At 69.1% G+C, this 18,175-nt stretch carries 20 protein-coding genes; 5 read left to right on the forward strand and 15 right to left on the reverse strand.

The features are described from left to right. Positions 1-26 precede the first annotated feature (26 nt). The 5 genes from leuE to gloB form a co-directional block, all read right to left on the reverse strand. Positions 27-686, reverse strand: coding sequence for a leucine efflux protein LeuE (gene leuE / locus BBJ41_RS05655; RefSeq protein ID WP_069745681.1), 660 nt, complete (start codon positions 684-686; stop codon positions 27-29). A gap of 28 nt (positions 687-714) precedes the next feature. Further along, positions 715-1,860: a glutamine-hydrolyzing carbamoyl-phosphate synthase small subunit gene (gene carA, locus BBJ41_RS05660; protein WP_069745682.1), complete on the reverse strand. Its 1,146-nt coding sequence runs from the start codon at positions 1,858-1,860 to the stop codon at positions 715-717. A gap of 375 nt (positions 1,861-2,235) precedes the next feature. Beyond that, the gene (locus BBJ41_RS05665; RefSeq protein ID WP_069745683.1) at positions 2,236-3,456 is read right to left on the reverse strand and encodes an MFS transporter; all 1,221 of its coding nucleotides are present in this window, start codon (positions 3,454-3,456) and stop codon (positions 2,236-2,238) included. Between the two features lie 155 nt (positions 3,457-3,611). After that, positions 3,612-5,192: a transglycosylase SLT domain-containing protein gene (locus BBJ41_RS05670; protein WP_069745684.1), complete on the reverse strand. Its 1,581-nt coding sequence runs from the start codon at positions 5,190-5,192 to the stop codon at positions 3,612-3,614. Positions 5,193-5,343: 151 nt separating this feature from the next. Beyond that, positions 5,344-6,150, reverse strand: a complete 807-nt coding sequence (gene gloB / locus BBJ41_RS05675) for a hydroxyacylglutathione hydrolase (protein ID WP_069745685.1) — start codon at positions 6,148-6,150, stop codon at positions 5,344-5,346. Positions 6,151-6,168: 18 nt separating this feature from the next. On the opposite strand from gloB, the gene BBJ41_RS05680 reads away from it, so the two are divergent. The 3 genes from BBJ41_RS05680 to dnaQ are packed head-to-tail and all read left to right on the forward strand — an operon-like array spanning position 6,169 to position 8,194. After that, positions 6,169-6,981: a class I SAM-dependent methyltransferase gene (locus BBJ41_RS05680; protein WP_069745686.1), complete on the forward strand. Its 813-nt coding sequence runs from the start codon at positions 6,169-6,171 to the stop codon at positions 6,979-6,981. Then, positions 6,978-7,421, forward strand: coding sequence for a ribonuclease HI (gene rnhA, locus BBJ41_RS05685; RefSeq protein WP_069745687.1), 444 nt, complete (start codon positions 6,978-6,980; stop codon positions 7,419-7,421). The genes BBJ41_RS05680 and rnhA overlap by 4 nt, the downstream gene beginning before the upstream one ends. A 38-nt stretch (positions 7,422-7,459) precedes the next feature. Next, positions 7,460-8,194, forward strand: a complete 735-nt coding sequence (dnaQ, locus tag BBJ41_RS05690; RefSeq protein WP_069745688.1) for a DNA polymerase III subunit epsilon — start codon at positions 7,460-7,462, stop codon at positions 8,192-8,194. Between the two features lie 27 nt (positions 8,195-8,221). On the opposite strand, the gene BBJ41_RS05695 is transcribed toward dnaQ, so the two are convergent. Further along, positions 8,222-8,554, reverse strand: coding sequence for a YnfA family protein (locus BBJ41_RS05695; RefSeq protein ID WP_069745689.1), 333 nt, complete (start codon positions 8,552-8,554; stop codon positions 8,222-8,224). A gap of 538 nt (positions 8,555-9,092) precedes the next feature. On the opposite strand from BBJ41_RS05695, the gene proP reads away from it, so the two are divergent. After that, positions 9,093-10,580 carry a glycine betaine/L-proline transporter ProP gene (proP, locus tag BBJ41_RS05700; RefSeq protein WP_069745690.1) on the forward strand — a complete coding sequence of 496 codons (1,488 nt, stop codon included), beginning with the start codon at positions 9,093-9,095 and terminating at the stop codon, positions 10,578-10,580. A 109-nt stretch (positions 10,581-10,689) separates the two neighbouring features. Here proP and BBJ41_RS05705 read toward each other — a convergent pair whose 3' ends face one another. Beyond that, positions 10,690-10,896: a hypothetical protein gene (locus BBJ41_RS05705; RefSeq protein WP_083281806.1), complete on the reverse strand. Its 207-nt coding sequence runs from the start codon at positions 10,894-10,896 to the stop codon at positions 10,690-10,692. A gap of 263 nt (positions 10,897-11,159) precedes the next feature. On the opposite strand from BBJ41_RS05705, the gene BBJ41_RS05710 reads away from it, so the two are divergent. Next, complete coding sequence (locus tag BBJ41_RS05710) at positions 11,160-12,371, forward strand: polyhydroxyalkanoate depolymerase (RefSeq protein ID WP_069745691.1); 1,212 nt, start codon at positions 11,160-11,162, stop codon at positions 12,369-12,371. Between the two features lie 7 nt (positions 12,372-12,378). Here the strand turns inward: BBJ41_RS05710 and BBJ41_RS05715 are convergent, their stop codons facing one another. The 8 genes from BBJ41_RS05715 to mdcC form a co-directional block, all read right to left on the reverse strand. After that, on the reverse strand, positions 12,379-13,023 hold the full coding sequence (locus tag BBJ41_RS05715; protein ID WP_069745692.1) for a phosphoribosyltransferase: 645 nt from the start codon (positions 13,021-13,023) through the stop codon (positions 12,379-12,381). A gap of 125 nt (positions 13,024-13,148) precedes the next feature. Beyond that, positions 13,149-13,670 (reverse strand): phospholipase D-like domain-containing protein, encoded by a 522-nt coding sequence (locus tag BBJ41_RS05720; protein ID WP_069745693.1) that lies wholly within the window; start codon positions 13,668-13,670, stop codon positions 13,149-13,151. 105 nt (positions 13,671-13,775) lie between these two features. Next, on the reverse strand, positions 13,776-14,708 hold the full coding sequence (locus BBJ41_RS05725; protein WP_069745694.1) for an acyltransferase domain-containing protein: 933 nt from the start codon (positions 14,706-14,708) through the stop codon (positions 13,776-13,778). Further along, positions 14,705-15,571: a triphosphoribosyl-dephospho-CoA synthase MdcB gene (gene mdcB, locus BBJ41_RS05730; RefSeq protein ID WP_069745695.1), complete on the reverse strand. Its 867-nt coding sequence runs from the start codon at positions 15,569-15,571 to the stop codon at positions 14,705-14,707. Before mdcB ends, BBJ41_RS05725 begins: the two co-directional genes overlap by 4 nt. Beyond that, positions 15,568-16,239, reverse strand: a complete 672-nt coding sequence (gene mdcG, locus BBJ41_RS05735) for a malonate decarboxylase holo-[acyl-carrier-protein] synthase (protein WP_069747602.1) — start codon at positions 16,237-16,239, stop codon at positions 15,568-15,570. The genes mdcB and mdcG overlap by 4 nt, the downstream gene beginning before the upstream one ends. Continuing rightward, positions 16,226-16,933: a biotin-independent malonate decarboxylase subunit gamma gene (gene mdcE, locus BBJ41_RS05740; RefSeq protein ID WP_069745696.1), complete on the reverse strand. Its 708-nt coding sequence runs from the start codon at positions 16,931-16,933 to the stop codon at positions 16,226-16,228. The genes mdcG and mdcE overlap by 14 nt, the downstream gene beginning before the upstream one ends. After that, positions 16,920-17,855: a biotin-independent malonate decarboxylase subunit beta gene (locus tag BBJ41_RS05745; RefSeq protein WP_069745697.1), complete on the reverse strand. Its 936-nt coding sequence runs from the start codon at positions 17,853-17,855 to the stop codon at positions 16,920-16,922. Before BBJ41_RS05745 ends, mdcE begins: the two co-directional genes overlap by 14 nt. Beyond that, entirely contained in the window at positions 17,852-18,166 is a 315-nt protein-coding gene (gene mdcC / locus BBJ41_RS05750) for a malonate decarboxylase acyl carrier protein (RefSeq protein WP_006485317.1), read from the reverse strand. The genes BBJ41_RS05745 and mdcC overlap by 4 nt, the downstream gene beginning before the upstream one ends. Between the last annotated feature and the right edge of the window lie 9 nt (positions 18,167-18,175).

Here is an 18,175-nt window from a genome sequence, read left to right on the forward strand (position 1 = left end):
CGTTGTCGTGGGTCGGCCGGCAGCGCTCAGCTCATGGTCGCGAGCGCAAGCTTCACCGAGAAACCGATGAACAGGCCGCCCACGCTGCTCGCCGCGCCTGCCGCAAGCTTGCGGCGGCGGCGGAAGTGCTCGGCGAGCCGCGCGCCCGCGAAAATCAGCGTGCTCAGGTACAGGAAGCTCGCGCATTGCGCGATCGCCCCGAGCACGACGAACGACAGCGCGGGATGCGGGAATGCCGGGTCGACGAACTGGATGAAGAACGAGATGAAGAACAGGATCGCCTTCGGATTCAGCAGGCTCACGATCAGCGCCTTGCGGAACGGCCGCTCGCCGTCGACCGCCTGCGGTGCGTCGGTCGGCGCATTGGCCGGCGCGCGCAGCTTTTGCCACGCGCTGCGCAGCATGCCGGTACCGATGTAGAGCAGGTACGCGGCGCCGCCGTACTTGACGACCGAGAACAGCAGCGGATTGGCCTTCAACAGCGACGCGACGCCCGCGGCGGACAGCACCATCAGCACCGTATCCCCGACGAACACGCCGCAGGCCGCGCGATAGCCGGTCTTCACGCCGCGCTGCGCCGCGAGCGACAGCACGTACATCGAGTTCGGCCCCGGCAGCAGGATGATGAAGATCACGCCGAACACGTAGGTCCAGATATCCGTGATGCCGAGTGCGTGGCCGAACATGATGCGAATCTCCCGTTCTTCAGGTACGTCAGGCGTTGCGCTGCTTCGCCGCGTCCATCAGCGCGGTGAAACGGTCGAACAGATAGCCGATGTCGTGCGGGCCCGGCGACGCTTCCGGGTGGCCCTGGAAGCAGAACGCCGGCTTGTCGGTCAGCTCGAAACCCTGCAGCGTGCCGTCGAACAGCGACACGTGCGTCACGCGCGCGTTGGCCGGCAGCGAATCCGCGTCGACCGCGAAGCCGTGGTTCTGCGACGTGATGACGACGCGGCCGTCGCCGAGATCCTTCACCGGGTGGTTCGCGCCGTGGTGGCCCGTCTTCATCTTCAGCGTCTTCGCACCGACCGCGAGGCCCATGATCTGGTGGCCGAGGCAGATGCCGAAGGTCGGCACGCCGCGCTCGATGAATTCCTTCGTGGCCGCGATCGCGTAATCGCACGGCTCCGGATCGCCGGGGCCGTTCGACAGGAAGATGCCGTCCGGATTCAGCGCGAGCGCATCGGCCGCGCTCGCCTGGGCCGGCAGCACCGTCACGTGGCAGCCGCGCTCCGCGAGCATGCGCAGGATGTTGTACTTGACGCCGAAATCGTAAGCGACGACGCGGTACTTCGGCGCTTCCTGCATGCCGTAGCCGCCTTCGAGGCGCCATTCCGTCTGCTTCCACTCGAACGGTTTCGTGGTCGACACGACCTTCGCGAGATCCATGCCCGACAGGCCCGGGAACGAGCGCGCGAGCTCGATCGCCTTCGCCTCGTCGTCCGAACCGGCCAGGATGCAGCCGCCCTGCGCGCCCTTGTCGCGCAGAATGCGGGTCAGCTTGCGGGTGTCGATGCCGGCGATCGCGACGACGCCTTCGTCGCGCAGGTAATCGCCGAGCGTGCGGTCCATGCGGAAGTTCGACGCGAGCGTCGGCAGATCACGGATGATCAGGCCGGCGGCATGGACTTTCGTGGCTTCGACGTCTTCGGCATTGACGCCGACGTTGCCGATATGCGGGTAGGTGAGCGTCACGATCTGGCGCGAGTAGCTCGGATCGGTCAGGATTTCCTGATAGCCGGTGATCGCGGTATTGAACACGACTTCGCCGATCGTGTGGCCTTCGGCCCCGATCGAATAACCACGAAAGACCGTGCCGTCGGCGAGTGCAAGCAAGGCGGGAGAAAAAGACGGCAACACGGGAGGCTCCTTGGGGAACACCCTGTTGCCGACCTGTTTACCCTGCCGCGCGAGCGCCGCGCTGCGTGGGCGCGCGTGGTCGCTTGCTGGACGCGGCCTGCGCTATCGAGACGCGAAGCCGGCGCGTGGCGCACGAGGCTTCGCGGCATCGCCCGGCAGGCGGCGTGCGGCGGATGAACGGGATGAATGAGGTAGGCGCTAGGGTGCGAGGTTGATCAGCACAAACTTTCAAATTATAGCCTGAAAATGGCCCTATCTTCAATCGATATGGCCGTCCGATCATGCGTGCGCCACCCCGCCATCGCGGCATGACGCGAGCGCAATGTGCTGCGGCCCCGTTTCCGCGGCCGCCCTACCCGTCAGCGTACCGCCGGATCAGTGTGCTTGGCCAGCGCTGCCGCGTGCGGGCCACACGTACCAGATCGCGCTCGCGAGTTGCAGCGCGAGCAGCACACCCCACGCGGCGAAGTGCGCGGCGGCCGGGTAATGGCCGCCGACCGCGGGCCAGTGCGACAGCACCGCCCCGACACCGATCTGGAACGCAAAGATCAGCAGGAAGATCACGAGCGTGAGCGTCGTGTTCGCGCGGCCGATCAGATGGGCGGGAAAGTGCCCGGCCATCACCGCGTAGGTCAGGATGCCGACGCCGCCGAACATCCCGTAAGCCGCCCACAGCACGGCCGGCGGCAGCGGCACGCGCGCCATGATCGCAACCTGCGTCGCGACGAACAGCGCCATGCCGACGCCGCAGAAGGCATAGACCGACACGCCGCGCCGCTCGAGCACGCGCGCCGCTGCGCCGAAGCCGACGCAGCCGGCCATCATCGCGAAGCCGAGCACCGACACGAGGCCTGCGGCATGCTGCGCATCGAAGCCCGCGACGTCGCGCAGGTACGGCCCGACCCACAGCGACTGCATCGCGTAGAACACCCCTTGCGTGACGACGGAGAACGAACCGATCTTCCAGAACGCGCGGCTGCTCAGGATGTGCCACGTGCCCTTGAACTGGCTGACGAGCCCGCCCTGATGGCGCACCTGCTTCGCTTCGGGTGCGCCGAAGCCGATCGACGCCGCGACGATCACCGTCAGCACCACGAGGCCGAAACAGATCGCGCGCCAGCTCGTCCAGCCGAGCAGCCAGGTCAGCGGCGACCCGACCACGACACCGCCGAGGCCGCCCACCGCCATCACGAGGCCGTTGACGAGCGGCAGCCGGCCGACCGGGAAATGCTGCGCGAGCGCCTTGAACGCCGCACCGAGACATACCGACACGCCGATGCCGATCAGCAGCCGGCCGACCATCATCGTGCCGATGCCGTGCGCGGCCCCGAACACGGCCGCGCCGGCGGCCGCGAACAACAGCATGCCGGCCGTCACGCGACGCGGCCCGAAGTGATCGAGCATCACGCCGGCCGGGATCTGCGCGCCCGCGAAACCGAGGAAATAGAGACTGGTGAGCAGGCCGAGATCGGTGGCCGACAGCCCGAGCTCATGCGTGACGAACGGCGCGAAACCCAGATTGACGCCGCGAAACACGTACGACACGAAATACCCGATCGAAAACAGCGCGAGCACCCTCACCTGCACCGACGACATCGCTTCCCCTTGTTATATGAAGACTCTCGAAACGGCGCCCCCGCGCCGCGCACAAACGAAAACGCCGTCACCTCGGTGACGGCGTTTTCGCATTTCGTCGGATGATAGCGCAATCTCGCGGCCTCGGTCGGCCACCCGATGCGCACGCAGCCGCGTTACTTCTTCTTGGTCTTGTGCGGCGCGGCTGCCTTCGGCGCGGCCTTTGCAGGCGCGGCAGCCTTCGTCGCCTTGGCCGCCGGCTTCGCGGCACCGCGCTTCGCGCCGCGCGCGGACTTGCCGCCCACCGCGAGGCTCGCGCGCTCGATGTGCGCGCCGCCGGCCGACGTGGCGATCCGCTCCGGCCCCGGCTCGGCCGGCACCGCGCGGCCGACCGGCACGTGCAGCACGAGCGCCTGACCCGGCATCGCGAGATCGCGGTGCGTGCGGTTCCACGCCTTCAGCTGACCCACCGACACGCCGTAGCGGCCGGCGATCGCCGCCATCGATTGCTTGCGGCGCACGCGAATCAGCATCTTGCGCGTGTCGGGTACGTCCGGCTCCATCGCGAGCGCGCCGTTTTCGGCGACGTCGGCGCTGATGTCCTCGTCGTCGTCATCGCCGCGCGGCACGACGATCGTCGAGCCCGGCTTCAGGCGCATGCCGGCCGGAATCTTGTTGACCGACATCAGCGTATCGGCGTCCACGCCGATCTTCTCGGCGATCGCGGCCGGCCGCGCACGTTCGCTGACCGTATAGGTGGTCCACGACGAAAGCTGGCCGTTGTATGCCTTCAGGTTCTTCTCGAACGCCGACGCGTTGTCGAACGGCAGCAGGATCTGCGGCTCGGTCGCACCGAGGATCACCGGCTTCGAGAACGACGGGTTCAGCGAACGGAACTCGTCGAGCGGCAGGTTCGCGAGCTTCGAGGCAACCGCCACGTCGATATCGCGCGAGGTGGTGACCGTCACGAAATACGGGTGGTTCGGGATATCCGGCAGCGTCAGGCCGTACTGCTGCGGGCTCGCGATGATGTTCTTCACCGCCTGCAGCTTCGGCACGTAGTTGCGCGTCTCGTTCGGCATCCGCAGGCTCTGGTAGTCGGTCGGCAGGCCGGCCGCCTGGTTACGCGCAATCGCGCGCTGCACGTTGCCCTCGCCCCAGTTGTACGCGGCAAGCGCGAGATACCAGTCGCCGAACATGTCATGCAGACGCGACAGGTAGTCGAGCGCGGCGCTCGTCGACGCGAGCACGTCGCGCCGCTCGTCCTGCCACATGTTGCGCTTCAGGTTGTACGTGCGGCCCGTGCCGGGCATGAACTGCCACATGCCGGCCGCCTTCGCGACCGACAGCGCCTGCGGGTTGTACGCGGATTCGATGAACGGCAGCAGCGCGAGCTCGGTCGGCATGTGACGCGCCTCGAGCTCCTCGACGATGTGGTACAGGTACTTCTGCGAGCGCTCGGTCATGCGCTGCACGTAATCAGGACGCTGCGTGTACCACGTCGTCTGCATGTCGACGAGGTCGCTCTGCAGGTCGGGCATCTGGAAACCGCGACGGATGCGCCCCCAGAGATCGGGGTCTGCACTGGTCAGATCGCCGACCGATTGCTTGTCGACGTCGACAGTTTCTTTGGCGGTGGCTGATTTACGGAGGTAGTTGGACGTCGCCTGCGAATCGGCGGCGTTGTTGGCGACAGGGGCCTGGCTCGCACAAGCGGCGAGTAGCAGAACCACCATCGCACTCAATATAAGTCGCATGAAAATCTCGGCTTCCGACGGCTGGAAATTGCAGGCGATACTACGGAAGTGCGTGCTTCACGTCAATAAAAACACCGAAAACTCAGCGAAATCCTACATTTGGAGCAATTTTTACAGACAACGCTTGAGCTTTGGAGTCCTCCGGAAATACTCATCGGAACCGGTTTTTCCACTCGCGCATCAGTGTGAAAGCCGCCAGACGATCCGGCACCGTTTCGTGAAGCTCGGCCTCGAGCGTCGCACGAATCGCATCGCTGTCGGCCCGCATGAACGGGTTAACGGCACGCTCGTGCGCGATCGTAGTGGGCAGCGTCGGCACGCCGCGTGCGCGCAGTGCCTGCGCATCGTCGCGCCACGCGGCGAGCGCCGCATTGTCCGGCTCGCACGCGAGCGCGAAGCGGATGTTCGACAGCGTGTATTCGTGTGCGCAATGCACGCGCGTGTCGCCCGGCAGCGCCGCGAGCGCGTCGAGCGAGGCGAGCATCTGCGCGGGTGTACCTTCGAACAGGCGACCGCAGCCGCACGAGAACAACGTGTCGCCGCAAAACACGTGCGGCGTCACGGCGCCCTGCCCGGCCGCCTGGAAATAGGCGATGTGGCCGCGCGTGTGACCCGGCACGTCGAGCACGTCGAACGCGACGGCCGGCGCGTCGAGCGTCACGCGATCGCCGCCCGCGAGCGGCCGCGTAACCACACCGATCTCCTCGGCTGCAGGGCCGTAGACGACGAGCGGAACATCGTCCGGTTGGCTATCGCGCAGTGCCGCGACACCGCCGACATGGTCGGCGTGATGGTGCGTGAGTAAAATAGCGGTCAACCGCCAGCCTCGTTCGGCAAGAACGCGGCGTACGGGTGCGGCTTCACCCGGATCGACGGCGATTGCATCGCAGCCGTCCGAGACGAGCCAGATATAGTTGTCTTCGAATGCCGGTACCGGCACGTATTCCAGCTCGTTCATGGGCGCGCAATCATCGTTATGTCTGACCGACAAATTATAGACTGGCCCGCCTGGACCGACTCGCCTCCCGGCCGCTACGTGCTGGGCTGGGAGCAGGCGCAGCTCGACCGGATCGTGTCCGACGTCTTCGGGTTCCACGCGCTGCAACTCGGCCTGCCGCAGCTCGACGCGCTGCGCGAGAACCGCATGCCGTATCGCGGCCTCGTGCTCGATCCGGCAAGCGGCGCGAGCGCGCCGTACCAGTATCCGTGGGCACGCGAAGCCCACGCGCCGGTGCACGCGCCCGACGATCGCAGCACGACCTGGTGCGACCTGCTCGACCTGCCGTTCGAGTCGCAGAGCGTCGACCTGATCGTGATGCCGCACACGCTCGAATTCACGTCCGACCCGCACCGCCTGCTGCGCGAAGCCGAGCGCGTGCTGATGCCGGAAGGCCAGCTCGTGATCACCGGCTTCAATTCGCTCAGCCTGTGGGGCATGCGGCAATCGTTCGGGCGCATGGCAAACCACCCGTTCGTGCCGGCCACGCGCGACCAGATCGCATTCATCCGGCTCAAGGACTGGATCAAGCTGCTCGGCTTCGACCTCGAGCGCGGCCGCTTCGGCTGCTACCGGCCGCCGCTCGTCACCGACAAGTGGCTGGCCCGCTACGGCTTCATGGAAGCCGCCGGCGACCGCTGGTGGCCGATCTTCGGCGCCGTCTACATGGTGACGGCCGTCAAGCGCGTGCGCGGCATGCGCCTCGTCGGCCAGATCAAAATGAAGAAGCCCGTGCTCGCGCCGGGCCTGACGCCGGCGGCCTCCCCGACCACCCATCAAGAACATTCATGACAACCGATACCATCGACATCTATACCGACGGCGCCTGCAAGGGCAACCCCGGCCCCGGCGGCTGGGGCGCGCTGCTGCGCTACGGCGACCGCGAAAAGGAGCTGTTCGGCGGCGAGCCCAACACGACCAACAACCGCATGGAGCTGATGGGCGTGATCGCCGCGCTCGAAGTGCTGAAGCGGCCGTGCCAGGTGATCGTGCACACCGATTCGCAGTACGTGCAGAAAGGCATCAGCGAGTGGATCCACGGCTGGAAGAAAAAAGGCTGGATCACCGCGGCGAAAACGCCCGTGAAGAACGCCGACCTGTGGAAACGGCTCGACGCGCTCGTCGCGCAGCATGAAGTCGAATGGCGCTGGGTGAAGGGTCACGCGGGCCACCCCGAAAACGAGCGCGCGGACGCGCTCGCGAATCGCGGCGTCGAATCCCTGACGGCCTGAACCCCGGCCGCTCCCCTGTTTCCTTCGTTTTTCCCGACATGCGCCAGATCATTCTCGATACCGAAACCACCGGCCTGAACGCCCGCACGGGCGACCGCCTCATCGAAATCGGCTGCGTCGAGCTGCTGAACCGGCGGCTCACCGGCAACAACCTGCACTTCTACGTGAACCCCGAACGCGACAGCGATCCGGGCGCACTGGCGGTGCACGGCCTCACGACCGAATTCCTCAGCGACAAACCGAAATTCGCGGAAGTCGCCAATCAGATCCGCGACTTCGTGAAGGACGCCGAGCTGATCATCCACAACGCGCCGTTCGACCTCGGGTTCCTCGACGCCGAATTCGCGCGGCTCGACCTGCCGCCGTTCACTGAACAGTGCGGCGGCGTGATCGACACGCTCGTGCAGGCCAAGCAGATGTTCCCCGGCAAGCGCAACTCGCTCGACGCGCTGTGCGACCGCTTCGGCATCAGCAACGCGCACCGTACGCTGCACGGCGCACTGCTCGACTCGGAACTGCTCGCCGAGGTGTATCTCGCGATGACGCGCGGCCAGGACAGCCTCGTGATCGACATGCTCGACGACGCGGGCGCCGATGGCGGCTCGGCGAACGGCCAGCGCGTGTCGCTTGCGTCGCTCGACCTGCCCGTGGTGGCCGCGAGCGACGACGAGCTCGCCGCGCACCAGGCGCAGCTCGACGAGCTCGACAAGTCGGTCAAGGGCGAATGCGTGTGGCGCAAGTCCGCCGACGCGGGCGCCGCCGAAACGGCCTGACGCACGCCGCACGCACTGCAGCCGTGCTCACGCGCGCGGCTGCAGTGCGATGACCGCCATTCCGCCGAGCGCGAGCACCGCGCCGGCCACGTCCCAGCGGGTCAGCGCGACGCCGTCGACCACCCGCAGCCAGACCAGCGCAACCGCGATATACACGCCGCCGTACGCGGCGTAGGTGCGCCCCGCCGCGCTCGGATGCAGCGTCAGCAACCACGCGAACAGCGCGAGCGACAGTGCGGCCGGCACCAGCAGCCAGAGCGGGCGCCCATCCTTCAGCACGAGCCACGGCAGGTAACAGCCGACGATTTCGGCCAGCGCGGTAGCGGCAAACAGCGCCGCGATCCTGAACAATTCGGTCATCCGGTTCCTCGTGAATTCGGCCTCCGTCACGGAGGGCAGCACGGCCCCGCCGCGCGCCGCCGATCATACCCGAGCAGGCCTGCCCGAGCGCCCCGCCAGACGGGCGTTTCCCGGCAATTTGCGCGATCGTCCGTCATCGTGCTATCATGTCGCCTGTTTCAACATTCAATCTCTGCCTATTCGATTTCGAGAGAAGTCCGTCCGCGCGTTGCGGGCCGGCCCTTCGACCGAAATTGCACCCACAGGAAAGTCCGCCCGACAGGCCCGCTTTTCTCGTTTCATTGCCCCTTCGGGGCGCTGCCGGAACGCAGGACATCGTCCGCACCGGCATCTGCCGCCTGCATCACGCGGCCCATTCTTCATGAGCGCACTGTCGCGACGGCCCATCGGGCCCGCGTCGAAGCAGCCTCTTACGGCCCTTTACCGCCTTTTGTGCAGTAAGTGCTTAATGGCCTGCCCCGACGCGCCGCTTGCGATACCGCGCTCGCCGGCAAACCGTGTCGGACGGCCCATCCGTTCGGCGCAGTCAAAGGAGTGCATGACCTTGACCGCAACACACGTCAGCCCGACCGCTGCTTCTTCATCCCCCTCGTCGTCCGGCGAGGCCCCGCTCGCCGCGGACGACATTACCGTCGTCGACCAGAGCCTGCTCAAGCGCGCCGTCAGCGCAATGGCCATCGGCAACGCGATGGAATGGTTCGACTTCGGCGTCTACAGCTACATCGCCGTCACGCTCGGCAAGGTGTTCTTCCCGTCCAGCAGCCCGTCCGCGCAGCTGCTCGCGACCTTCGGCACGTTCGCGGCCGCGTTCCTCGTGCGCCCGCTCGGCGGCATGGTGTTCGGCCCGCTCGGCGACCGCATCGGCCGCCAGCGCGTGCTCGCCGCCACGATGATCATGATGGCCGCCGGCACCTTCGCGATCGGCCTGATCCCCAGCTACGCGTCGATCGGCATCATGGCGCCCGTGCTGCTGCTCGTCGCCCGCCTCGTGCAGGGTTTCTCGACCGGCGGCGAATACGGCGGCGCAGCCACCTTCATCGCCGAATTCTCGACCGACAAGCGCCGCGGCTTCATGGGCAGCTTCCTCGAGTTCGGCACGCTGATCGGTTATGTGATGGGCGCCGGCGTCGTCGCGCTGCTTACCGCGTCGCTGTCGCAGGAAGCGCTGCTGTCGTGGGGCTGGCGCGTGCCGTTCCTGATCGCCGGCCCGCTCGGCCTGATCGGCCTCTACATCCGGATGAAGCTCGAGGAAACGCCCGCGTTCAAGCGCCAGGCCGAGGAGCGCGAAGCGCAGGACAAGGCCGTGCCGAAGACGCGCTTCCGCGAAACGCTGATGCGCAACTGGCGTGCGCTGCTGCTGTGCGTCGGCCTCGTGCTGATCTTCAACGTGACCGATTACATGGTGCTGTCGTACCTGCCGAGCTTCATGTCGTCGACGCTGCACTTCGACGAATCGCACAGCCTCGTGCTCGTGCTGCTCGTGATGGTGCTGATGATGCCGCTGACGCTCGCCGCGGGCCGCCTGTCCGACCGGATCGGCCGCAAGCCCGTGATGCTCGCCGGCTGCGTCGGCCTGCTCGCGCTGTCGATTCCGTCGATGATGCTGATCCATGCGGGCACCACGGCATCGGTGTTCGGCGGCCTGCTGATCCTCGGCGTGCTGCTGTCGTGCTTCACCGGCGTGATGCCGTCGGCGCTGCCGGCGCTGTTCCCGACCGAGATCCGCTACGGCGCGCTCGCGATCGGCTTCAACGTGTCGGTGTCGCTGTTCGGTGGCACGACGCCGCTCGTCACCGCGTGGCTCGTCGACGTGACGCACAACCTGATGATGCCCGCGTACTACATGATGGGCGCCGCCGTGATCGGCATCGTGTCGGTCGTCGCGCTCGCCGAAACCGCGCGCCAGCCGCTGAAGGGCTCGCCGCCCGCCGTCGCGACGCGCCGCGAAGCCCACCAACTCGTGCGCCAGTTGCGCGAGGACGACGCGTCGGATATGTACACCGTCGCCTCCCCGGCGCGCGCATAAGCGTCGCCCATGAAAAAGCCCCGGCCGAAGCCGGGGCCCGATCGAACCCGATCCGCCCGCCCGGCTTGCGCCGCGCGGGCTTTTTTTCATCTGTTCAATACGAACGCCATTACGCGTGCGCTTCGCAGTGACGGCAAAAGATCAGCGCGCGCGAGCGCGACACCGCCGCCTGGGCGCCACGCGCCGCGACGATCAGCCCGACCTGGCCGAGATTGAAATCGCGCTCGACCATCAACTGCGTCAGCGCGGCAAGCGGCAACAGGACGGACGGGTGGTACAGGCTCGATTCGATCAAGGTCTTCATCATCGGCTCCATCAGGCAATGCGTGATTCGATGGAGTGGATTCTAGGGACCGGCCGCGCCCGGATAAACAGCGCGAATGCGAAGTCACTTGTCAGCCATCGAGAACAATCGACGGCGGCTTGCCAGCCGGGGCCGAGCGGGCGGCCGGCAACGGCGCGGGGCCGCGTCGCGCCCGGCGCGCTCGAGAAGCGTCATCCGACCGCGCATGAAGCGCCCGCTGCCCGGCCACAATGACCATAATGCAGATTCACGCCCCTTCCGTCCCGAGGTTCCCCATGTGGTACGCCCTCGTCGAGCAACAGCGGGAATGGATGCGCGTCTGGCGCGAGACGACGCGGCACGCGTTCGACGCGTGGCCGGCGGCAACGCTGCCGCACGCCGCGTCGTCATGCTATGACGACCTGTTCGAGCCGCTGCTCGGGCCGCCGGCCGGGCCGCCGCGCTTCGACATCGCGTGGCCGGCCGTCGACGAGCGGATCGTCGCGCGCACGCCGTTCTGCAACCTGCGGCGCTTCACGCACGCCGATACACGGCGCACGGTGCTGCTGTGCGCGCCGCTTGCCGGGCACGCGGCCGTGATGATGCGGGAAACCGTCGAGACGCTGCTCGCCGACGGCGACGTCTGCGTAACCGACTGGCGCAATGCGCGCGACGTGCCGCCCGAGTCGGGCCGCTTCGGCCTCGACGAGTACGTCGCGACGCTCGACGGCTTCGTCGACGGGCTCGCAGCCGACGATCGGCCGCTGCACGTCGTCGCCGTGTGCCAGGCAACCGTGCCCGCGCTCGGTGCGCTCGCCCTGCGCGCCGCACGCGGCCTCCCGCCGCCCGCGAGCATCACGCTGATCGGCGGCCCGCTCGACGCGCGCCTGAACCCGAGCGCGCTCGGCACGGCCGCAACGACCCATTCGCTCGCATGGTGCCGCCGCCACCTGATCGACATCGTGCCGCCCGGCTTCGCGGGGCACGGCCGCCACGTGTTCCCGACCTATCTCCAGCAGGGCGAGATCGCGCTCATGTACCCGCAGCGCTTCCTGTCGCTGATCGAGGCCTACGCGCTGGCTGCGTCGCGCTTCGACCTGGCCGGGCTCGCCGGCGCACGGCGCGCGCTGCGCGAATACACGGCGCTGCTCGACATGCCGGCCGAATACTTCCTCGATACGGTCGACATCGTGTTCCAGCGCATGAGCCTCGCGAACGGCACGTGGGACGTCGGCGGCCGGCGCGTCGAGCCTGCCGCGCTGCGCGGCGTCACGCTGCTGACCGTCGAAGGCGCGTGCGACGCGGTCACGGGCGCCGGCCAGACGCATGCGGCGCTGGACATGTGCAGCGGCCTCTCGGCCGGCGAGCGCTACCGCGTCGACATCGACGATTGCGATCACTACGGGCTGTTTACGGGCGCGCGCTGGCACGGCAGCGTCCATCCGGCACTGCAGCGCGTGTTCGCGCTGGCCGAAGCCGCTCATCCGCCCGGCATCGGGCGGGCGTAACGGCGCGTCAGGCACGGGCCGCGTCGAGCAACGCGCGCACCTCGTCGTCGCTCGTCTGCTCGAAACGCGCGTAGAACTGGCTGATCCCGAAGAACGGCAGCGGCTGCGACACCGTGACGAACGCGTCGGCCAGGTCGTCGAATGCGTGCCGCGTGCCCGCCGGCGCGACCGGCGCAGCGGCCACGATGCGCGCGGGATGGCGCTCGCGCAGTGCCTGCAGCGCGGCGCGCATCGACGCGCCGGTCGCGACGCCGTCGTCGACGACGATCGCGATGCGCCCGTCCACGGGCAGCGGCGGCACGGCGCCGCGATAAAGCGCTTCGCGGCGATGCAGTTCGGCCGTCTCGCTCACGATCACGTCGGCAAGCTGCGAGTCGGACACGCCCATCGAGCGGATCACCGAGCGCTGCAAGTGAATCGCGCCGCCTGTCGCGATCGCGCCCATCGCGAGTTCGGGATCGCGCGGCACGCCGAGCTTGCGCACGACCAGCACGTCGAGCGGCGCGCCCAGCGCGCAGGCGACCGGATATGCGACGGGCACGCCACCGCGCGGCAACGCGAGCACGACGACGTCGCTACGCCCCGCGTAGTCACCCAATGCGACGGCCAGTTGACGGCCCGCATCGGCGCGATCGGCAAAACACTCGAACACGATCGGCCCCCTGCTTTTGTGCCGGATGCGCGAAAGCCGCGCTGGCGCCTGTCAACGAGCATGGTTCATCGGTCGTGCCGATGCAAGCAGGGTCACACCGGCGTGCACGACGCCGAAGGAAGGGGTCAGAGGCCGGCGGCCTGCCGGTACAGCCGCCAGAACGACTGCGCGTAGGATTGCGCGAGCTCGGGCGCGCGCTGGAACACGTTCACCGTTTCCGCGTGGGCGGCCGCGCCTTCGGACAGCGTCGTCAGCGCGACGCTGTCGTCGACGATCACGAAGCGCGGCGCCGGATCGCCATGCCGCGAATCGATCGCGACGTCGATGCCCGCGGATTTCAGATAACCCGCGCCGCTGTACCTGCCCGCGCGCGGCGAGCGCACGAGCACGACGCGTACCTCGACGCCTCGCGCGCGGGCCGCGCGCAACGCGCTCGCGACGGCCGGCGGTACATGCGTATAGCCGGCCAGCAGCACACGGCGCTGCGCCTGCTCGATCAGGTCGACGGTCGCGTCGGCTGCTGCATTGTCATACGAAAAGTACGCGCCGACCGATGCGGCGTCGGACGGAATCGGGCTGGCGTGGGCGCTCGCCGCGCAGCCGAGCGCGACGAGGAGGAAAGCGGCTGGTCTCATGGCGGGCGCCATTTTAGCGATGCCAATTCGCGTGGCAAGTGCCGGCTGCGACGCTGCTGCGCCGGCGCAACACACAGTGCGCCATGCGCGCCCGGCGAGCGTTTTTCAGGCCGCCGGTCAGCCCGCCGCGACGCGCGCGAGCCAGCTCGTCACGCCGTCGACGGAACGGAAATCCGCGAGGCTGCGCGCCGGCAGCGCCGGATACGCGCCACCGGCCATCTCGGCCAGTGCGCGCCCGGGGCCGAGTTCGAGAAATGCGGTCGCGCCGGCCTCCACGCAGGCGGCGAGGCACGCCGCCCATTCGACCGGCTCCGCGACCTGCCGCGCGAGCTTGTCGAGGCCCGCGTCGACGTCGAGCACCGATGCGCCGTCGATTCCCGAAAACAGCCGCGTGCCGGACAGCGGCCGTCGCACGCTCGCTGCGGCGAGCGACGCGCGAAACACCGGCACGGCCGCCACGAGCCGGCCCGTGTGCGACGCGATCCGCACGCACACGGGCGCGACGCGCAGTGCGCCGTCGCGTGCCGCTTCGTCGGCCACCGCATCGACGTCGACGCGCCGCCCCGCAACCACGAACGCGTCGCCGGGGTTCGCGATCGCGATCGCCGCGTCGCGGCCATCGCACAACTGCGCGAGCCGCTCGCGCGTCAGGCCGCGCACGAACACCATCCGCTCGTCGCCGCCGCTCGCCGCATCCATCGCGCGTGCGCGCGCATCGGCCAGGTCGAGCGCGTCGTGCGGATCGATCATCCCCGCGACGCTCCATGACGCCACTTCGCCGACGCTGTAGCCCGCGACGCAGCGCCGCCGCGGCCACACCGCGTCGAGCAGCGCCGTCGCCGCGAGCGCCTGGACGGTGCAAAGGATCTGCGCGGCGCGGTTTTCACGCAGCGCGTCCGGTCCGGCCTGCCGGACCCACGCGCGCGGATCGTCGCCGAGGAGCCGGCCGGCGTGCGCGAACACGGCATCGGCCTGCGGCGCCGCGCCCGTCAGGTCGAACATGTCGGCGCGCTGCGCGCCTTGTCCGGAGCAGAGGATCGCCAGCGTCATCGCGCGCCCTCGTCGGCTTCGAGCGCGTCGACGAAGACGCTCATCGCGAGCAGGTCGGCTGCGCCGCCCGGGCTCAACCGGCGCGCGACGAACGCCCGGTGCGCGGCAGCCGCGCGCAGTTGCCAGCCGTGCGCGCGCACGCCGCCGCGCGCGACGAATGCGCGTGCGGTCGCCCGCGCGAAATCAAGGCCGGCTTGCCCGCCCCGGTGCAGCAGGTTCGTGTCGTCGAGCGCGGCGATCAGCGCGAAGCACGCGTCGACACGGGCGGCTTCCGGGTCGTGCGGCAGAGCGCGCTTCGCGCGGCGCAGCGCGGGCAACCCGACCGCATACACGGTTGCGAAGCCGTCGGCCGCCTCACGGCGCGCGCCGCCGACGCCGTAGCGCCGGCTCGCGCGCTCGCCGTGGCTGTCCGGCAAGCGCGGGCCGCCGAGGATGTCGGCGCCCCAGCGATGCGCGACGAACGCGCCGAGCGTCATCGCGTGTGCGGCCGGATCGGGCGTCCCGCGCCGGCCCGCGGCCGCGCACAGCAGCCCGAGCCCGAAGATCGCGCCGCGATGCGTATTGACGCCGCCGGTCGCCGCGAGCATCGCGTGCTCGGCGCGCAGGCCGATCTTGCGCAGCACGGCCATGTCCGCATCGCGCGCGCCCGCGTCGGCGAGTTCCGCAAAGTACGGCCGCAGTACGGCGGCGCTGCGCGCGAACGTCGCGGCGTCCATGTCGGAATGGCTGCCGGTGTCGACGTGGCTGACGAGCCCCGGTTTCGGATAAGTCTCGATCTCGAGCACGAGGCTGCGCTCGGCCAGCGCGGCGATGCGCTCCGCCTCGGACGGCGCCGGTGTGCGGCAGACAGCCCATGCGCTCATCGCGCGCCTCCTCCGGTGAATGCGTCGGCGGCCATCAATTCGACGGCGATCGCGGTCTTGACCGCCACTTCGGGCAACCGCGCGTGCAGTTCGCGCCAGTTGACGCCCGCGCCGTCGTCGCGCAGCAGTTCGCCGTCGATACGCATCGGCGCGCGTGCGTCGATCGCCGCGAGGCCGTCGAGCAGCGGCGCGAGCGACGCGGCGTCCGGCAGCGGAAACACGATGTCGAGATCGGACGACGGACCGAGGTATGGCTCGCCCGTCAGCGCCTGCCACGCGAGGCTGCCGAACACGCGGCCCTGGACGCCGCAGCGCGCGCCGAGCGCATCGAGCTCGCGCAACGGCGCGTGCCATGCGTCGGGCGCCGCGCCGAGCACGTCGGCCAGCGCGGGCAGCGGGCCGACCGTTGCAAGCGCGTCGGCGGCGACGTTCAGCGCGATGCGCCGCTTGCCCGCCGAAGGCGGCAGCGGCAGGCCGAGCGGCACGCGGCCGGCATCGGCCTCGTCGGGCGACGCGCGGCGCACGATCAACGGCCACGCGTGCGCGGCCCACGCACGTACGAGCGGATCGGCCGCGAGCGCGGGATCGCGCGCGAACGCCGCGCCCCACCCCGCCGCCGTCAGCGTGACGAGCGTGTGGCGGCGCAGCGGCATTTCAGCGTGCGTCACGCGCGAGTGCCTCGACGCGCCGCGCGACATCGGCCGCCACCGGCCGGCCGCGCGCCGCGCGGCGATCGACGCGATCGGCCGGCTTGCCGAGCCACTCCGCGACCTGCGCGTCGAGCGCGCGGGCCGGGTCGAGCACGGCGTCGACGGCGCCCATCTTCACGAGGTTGTCGAGCCCCGGCGCGAACACCGGCGTCGAGCGCGACATCTCCTTCAGTTGGTCGATCGGCAGCTTGGTCACGCGCGACATCGACGGCAGATCCATCACCTCCGGCTCGGCGCCCGGCACCGCGAGCAGCGTGCGCGTCGCGAGCGCGGTCGCGATGAACGCGCCGGCGGCCGTGTGGCCGGACAGCACGCCGATCGTCCGGTGCCCGGCGAGATCCGCGTGCATCAGGCATTTCGCGAGATGCGACAGCCCTTCGTTCAGGCCGAGCAGTTCGTCGCGCTTGCTCATCCGCTGGCTGTCGCTGTCGACGAGCACGAGGATCGACGTATCACCGCCGCGCGCGATCGTGTCGAGCACGTGCGACGCGAGCGTCAGCGCTTCGTCGATGCCGAACGGCAAACGGTCCGCAACACCGATCACGTCGACGCGCGTGCCAGCCAGATCCGCGTGGCCGGTCAGCAGGCCGCCGGTGCGTGCGATCGAATGGCCTGCGGGGAACAGCGAATTCAGTACTTCATCGAGCGTCATGCTGCGGCTCCTGTAACTGGTCGGCAAGCGTGGCGAACGCATCGTCGGGCATTCCGGGAATCGCTTCGGGCGCCTCTGCACCAAGCGCGCGCCACACGTCGAGCGCGTCCTCGCACGCACCGAACCGCTCGACCCGCGCTTCGAGGCGTACCTGTTCCGCGCGCAGCATCGCCGCATCGAACGTCGGCGCATTGCCGAGCAATTCGAGCGCCGCCGCGCGGAATGCGTCCGGCGTATCGGCGACATACCGATCCGCGCCGCCGATCAGCCGCCGGTGCTTGCCGCCCATCGTGCGCCAGATCAGCGCGCGGTCCTTCGCGTCGAATTCCTCGACGCCGCGATTGGTCTCGATCACTTCGGGGCCCGACACGCTGATGCGCCCCTGCTCCGACACCGCGAGTGCCGAACAGCACGCGGCGAGCAACCCGCCGCCGCCGTAGCAGCCCGCACGCCCGCCGATCAGCCCGATCACCGGCACGCCGGCCGCCCGCGCGTCGACGAGCGCGCGCATGATCTCGGCGATCGCGAGCTCGCCCGCGTTCGCTTCCTGTAGCCGCACGCCGCCCGTATCGAACAGGATCAGCACCGGCTTGCCGACTTCGCGCGCGGCGCGCAGCAGCCCCGTGAGCTTCGCGCCGTGCACTTCGCCGAACGCGCCGCCCATGAAACGGCCTTCCTGCGCGGCGACGAACACCGGCTTGCCGTCGAGCCGGCCATGGCCGACCACCATCCCGTCGTCGAACTGCTGCGGCAGGTCGAACAGCGGCAGGTGCGGGCTCGTCACGCGCTCGGCCGGCCCGAGGAATTCGCTGAAGCTGCCCGCGTCGAGCAGCTCGTCGATACGCTGCCGCGCGGACGCTTCGTACCAGCTCGCACCGTTCGCGACGAACGCGGGTGCATCATGGATCACGTCGTTCATCATGCGTCCCCCTCGATCGCGCGCACGGCCTGCGCGAGCCGCAGCGACACCATGTCGGGCCGCGCGCCGCCGTCGTTGATCGACAGCTTCAGGCCGCCCGGCGTGCGCCGCTCGACGAAATCCGACACGACGGCCTGCCACACCGCGCCGAAACCGACCGCCGCGGTGCGGATGTCGATTTCGCATTCGTTGCCCGGCAGCACGCGCTCGACGAGCACTTCGAGATTGCCGGACGCGACCACGCCGACGAGCGCCGCGGCCTGCTCGCCCTTCGCGCGCTCGCGCGCGGTGAAGCGATAGTTCAACTGTTCCATGCCCTCTTC

The sequence above is a fragment of the Burkholderia stabilis genome (assembly GCF_001742165.1).
GTDB lineage: Bacteria > Pseudomonadota > Gammaproteobacteria > Burkholderiales > Burkholderiaceae > Burkholderia > Burkholderia stabilis.

Excerpts from the sequence above, each read along its gene's own strand:
- dnaQ (WP_069745688.1), top strand. The coding sequence starts at position 7,460 with ATGCGCCAGATCATTCTCGATACCGAAACCACCGGCCTGAACGCCCGC.
- gloB (WP_069745685.1), bottom strand. The coding sequence starts at position 6,150 with ATGAACGAGCTGGAATACGTGCCGGTACCGGCATTCGAAGACAACTAT.
- BBJ41_RS05680 (WP_069745686.1), top strand. The coding sequence starts at position 6,169 with ATGTCTGACCGACAAATTATAGACTGGCCCGCCTGGACCGACTCGCCT.
- leuE (WP_069745681.1), bottom strand. The coding sequence starts at position 686 with ATGTTCGGCCACGCACTCGGCATCACGGATATCTGGACCTACGTGTTC.
- BBJ41_RS05695 (WP_069745689.1), bottom strand. The coding sequence starts at position 8,554 with ATGACCGAATTGTTCAGGATCGCGGCGCTGTTTGCCGCTACCGCGCTG.
- BBJ41_RS05705 (WP_083281806.1), bottom strand. The coding sequence starts at position 10,896 with ATGGAGCCGATGATGAAGACCTTGATCGAATCGAGCCTGTACCACCCG.
- BBJ41_RS05710 (WP_069745691.1), top strand. The coding sequence starts at position 11,160 with ATGTGGTACGCCCTCGTCGAGCAACAGCGGGAATGGATGCGCGTCTGG.
- BBJ41_RS05725 (WP_069745694.1), bottom strand. The coding sequence starts at position 14,708 with ATGACGCTGGCGATCCTCTGCTCCGGACAAGGCGCGCAGCGCGCCGAC.
- mdcE (WP_069745696.1), bottom strand. The coding sequence starts at position 16,933 with ATGACGCTCGATGAAGTACTGAATTCGCTGTTCCCCGCAGGCCATTCG.
- BBJ41_RS05665 (WP_069745683.1), bottom strand. The coding sequence starts at position 3,456 with ATGTCGTCGGTGCAGGTGAGGGTGCTCGCGCTGTTTTCGATCGGGTAT.
- BBJ41_RS05745 (WP_069745697.1), bottom strand. The coding sequence starts at position 17,855 with ATGATGAACGACGTGATCCATGATGCACCCGCGTTCGTCGCGAACGGT.
- BBJ41_RS05720 (WP_069745693.1), bottom strand. The coding sequence starts at position 13,670 with ATGGCGCCCGCCATGAGACCAGCCGCTTTCCTCCTCGTCGCGCTCGGC.
- proP (WP_069745690.1), top strand. The coding sequence starts at position 9,093 with ATGACCTTGACCGCAACACACGTCAGCCCGACCGCTGCTTCTTCATCC.
- BBJ41_RS05670 (WP_069745684.1), bottom strand. The coding sequence starts at position 5,192 with ATGCGACTTATATTGAGTGCGATGGTGGTTCTGCTACTCGCCGCTTGT.
- rnhA (WP_069745687.1), top strand. The coding sequence starts at position 6,978 with ATGACAACCGATACCATCGACATCTATACCGACGGCGCCTGCAAGGGC.
- mdcC (WP_006485317.1), bottom strand. The coding sequence starts at position 18,166 with ATGGAACAGTTGAACTATCGCTTCACCGCGCGCGAGCGCGCGAAGGGC.
- mdcB (WP_069745695.1), bottom strand. The coding sequence starts at position 15,571 with ATGAGCGCATGGGCTGTCTGCCGCACACCGGCGCCGTCCGAGGCGGAG.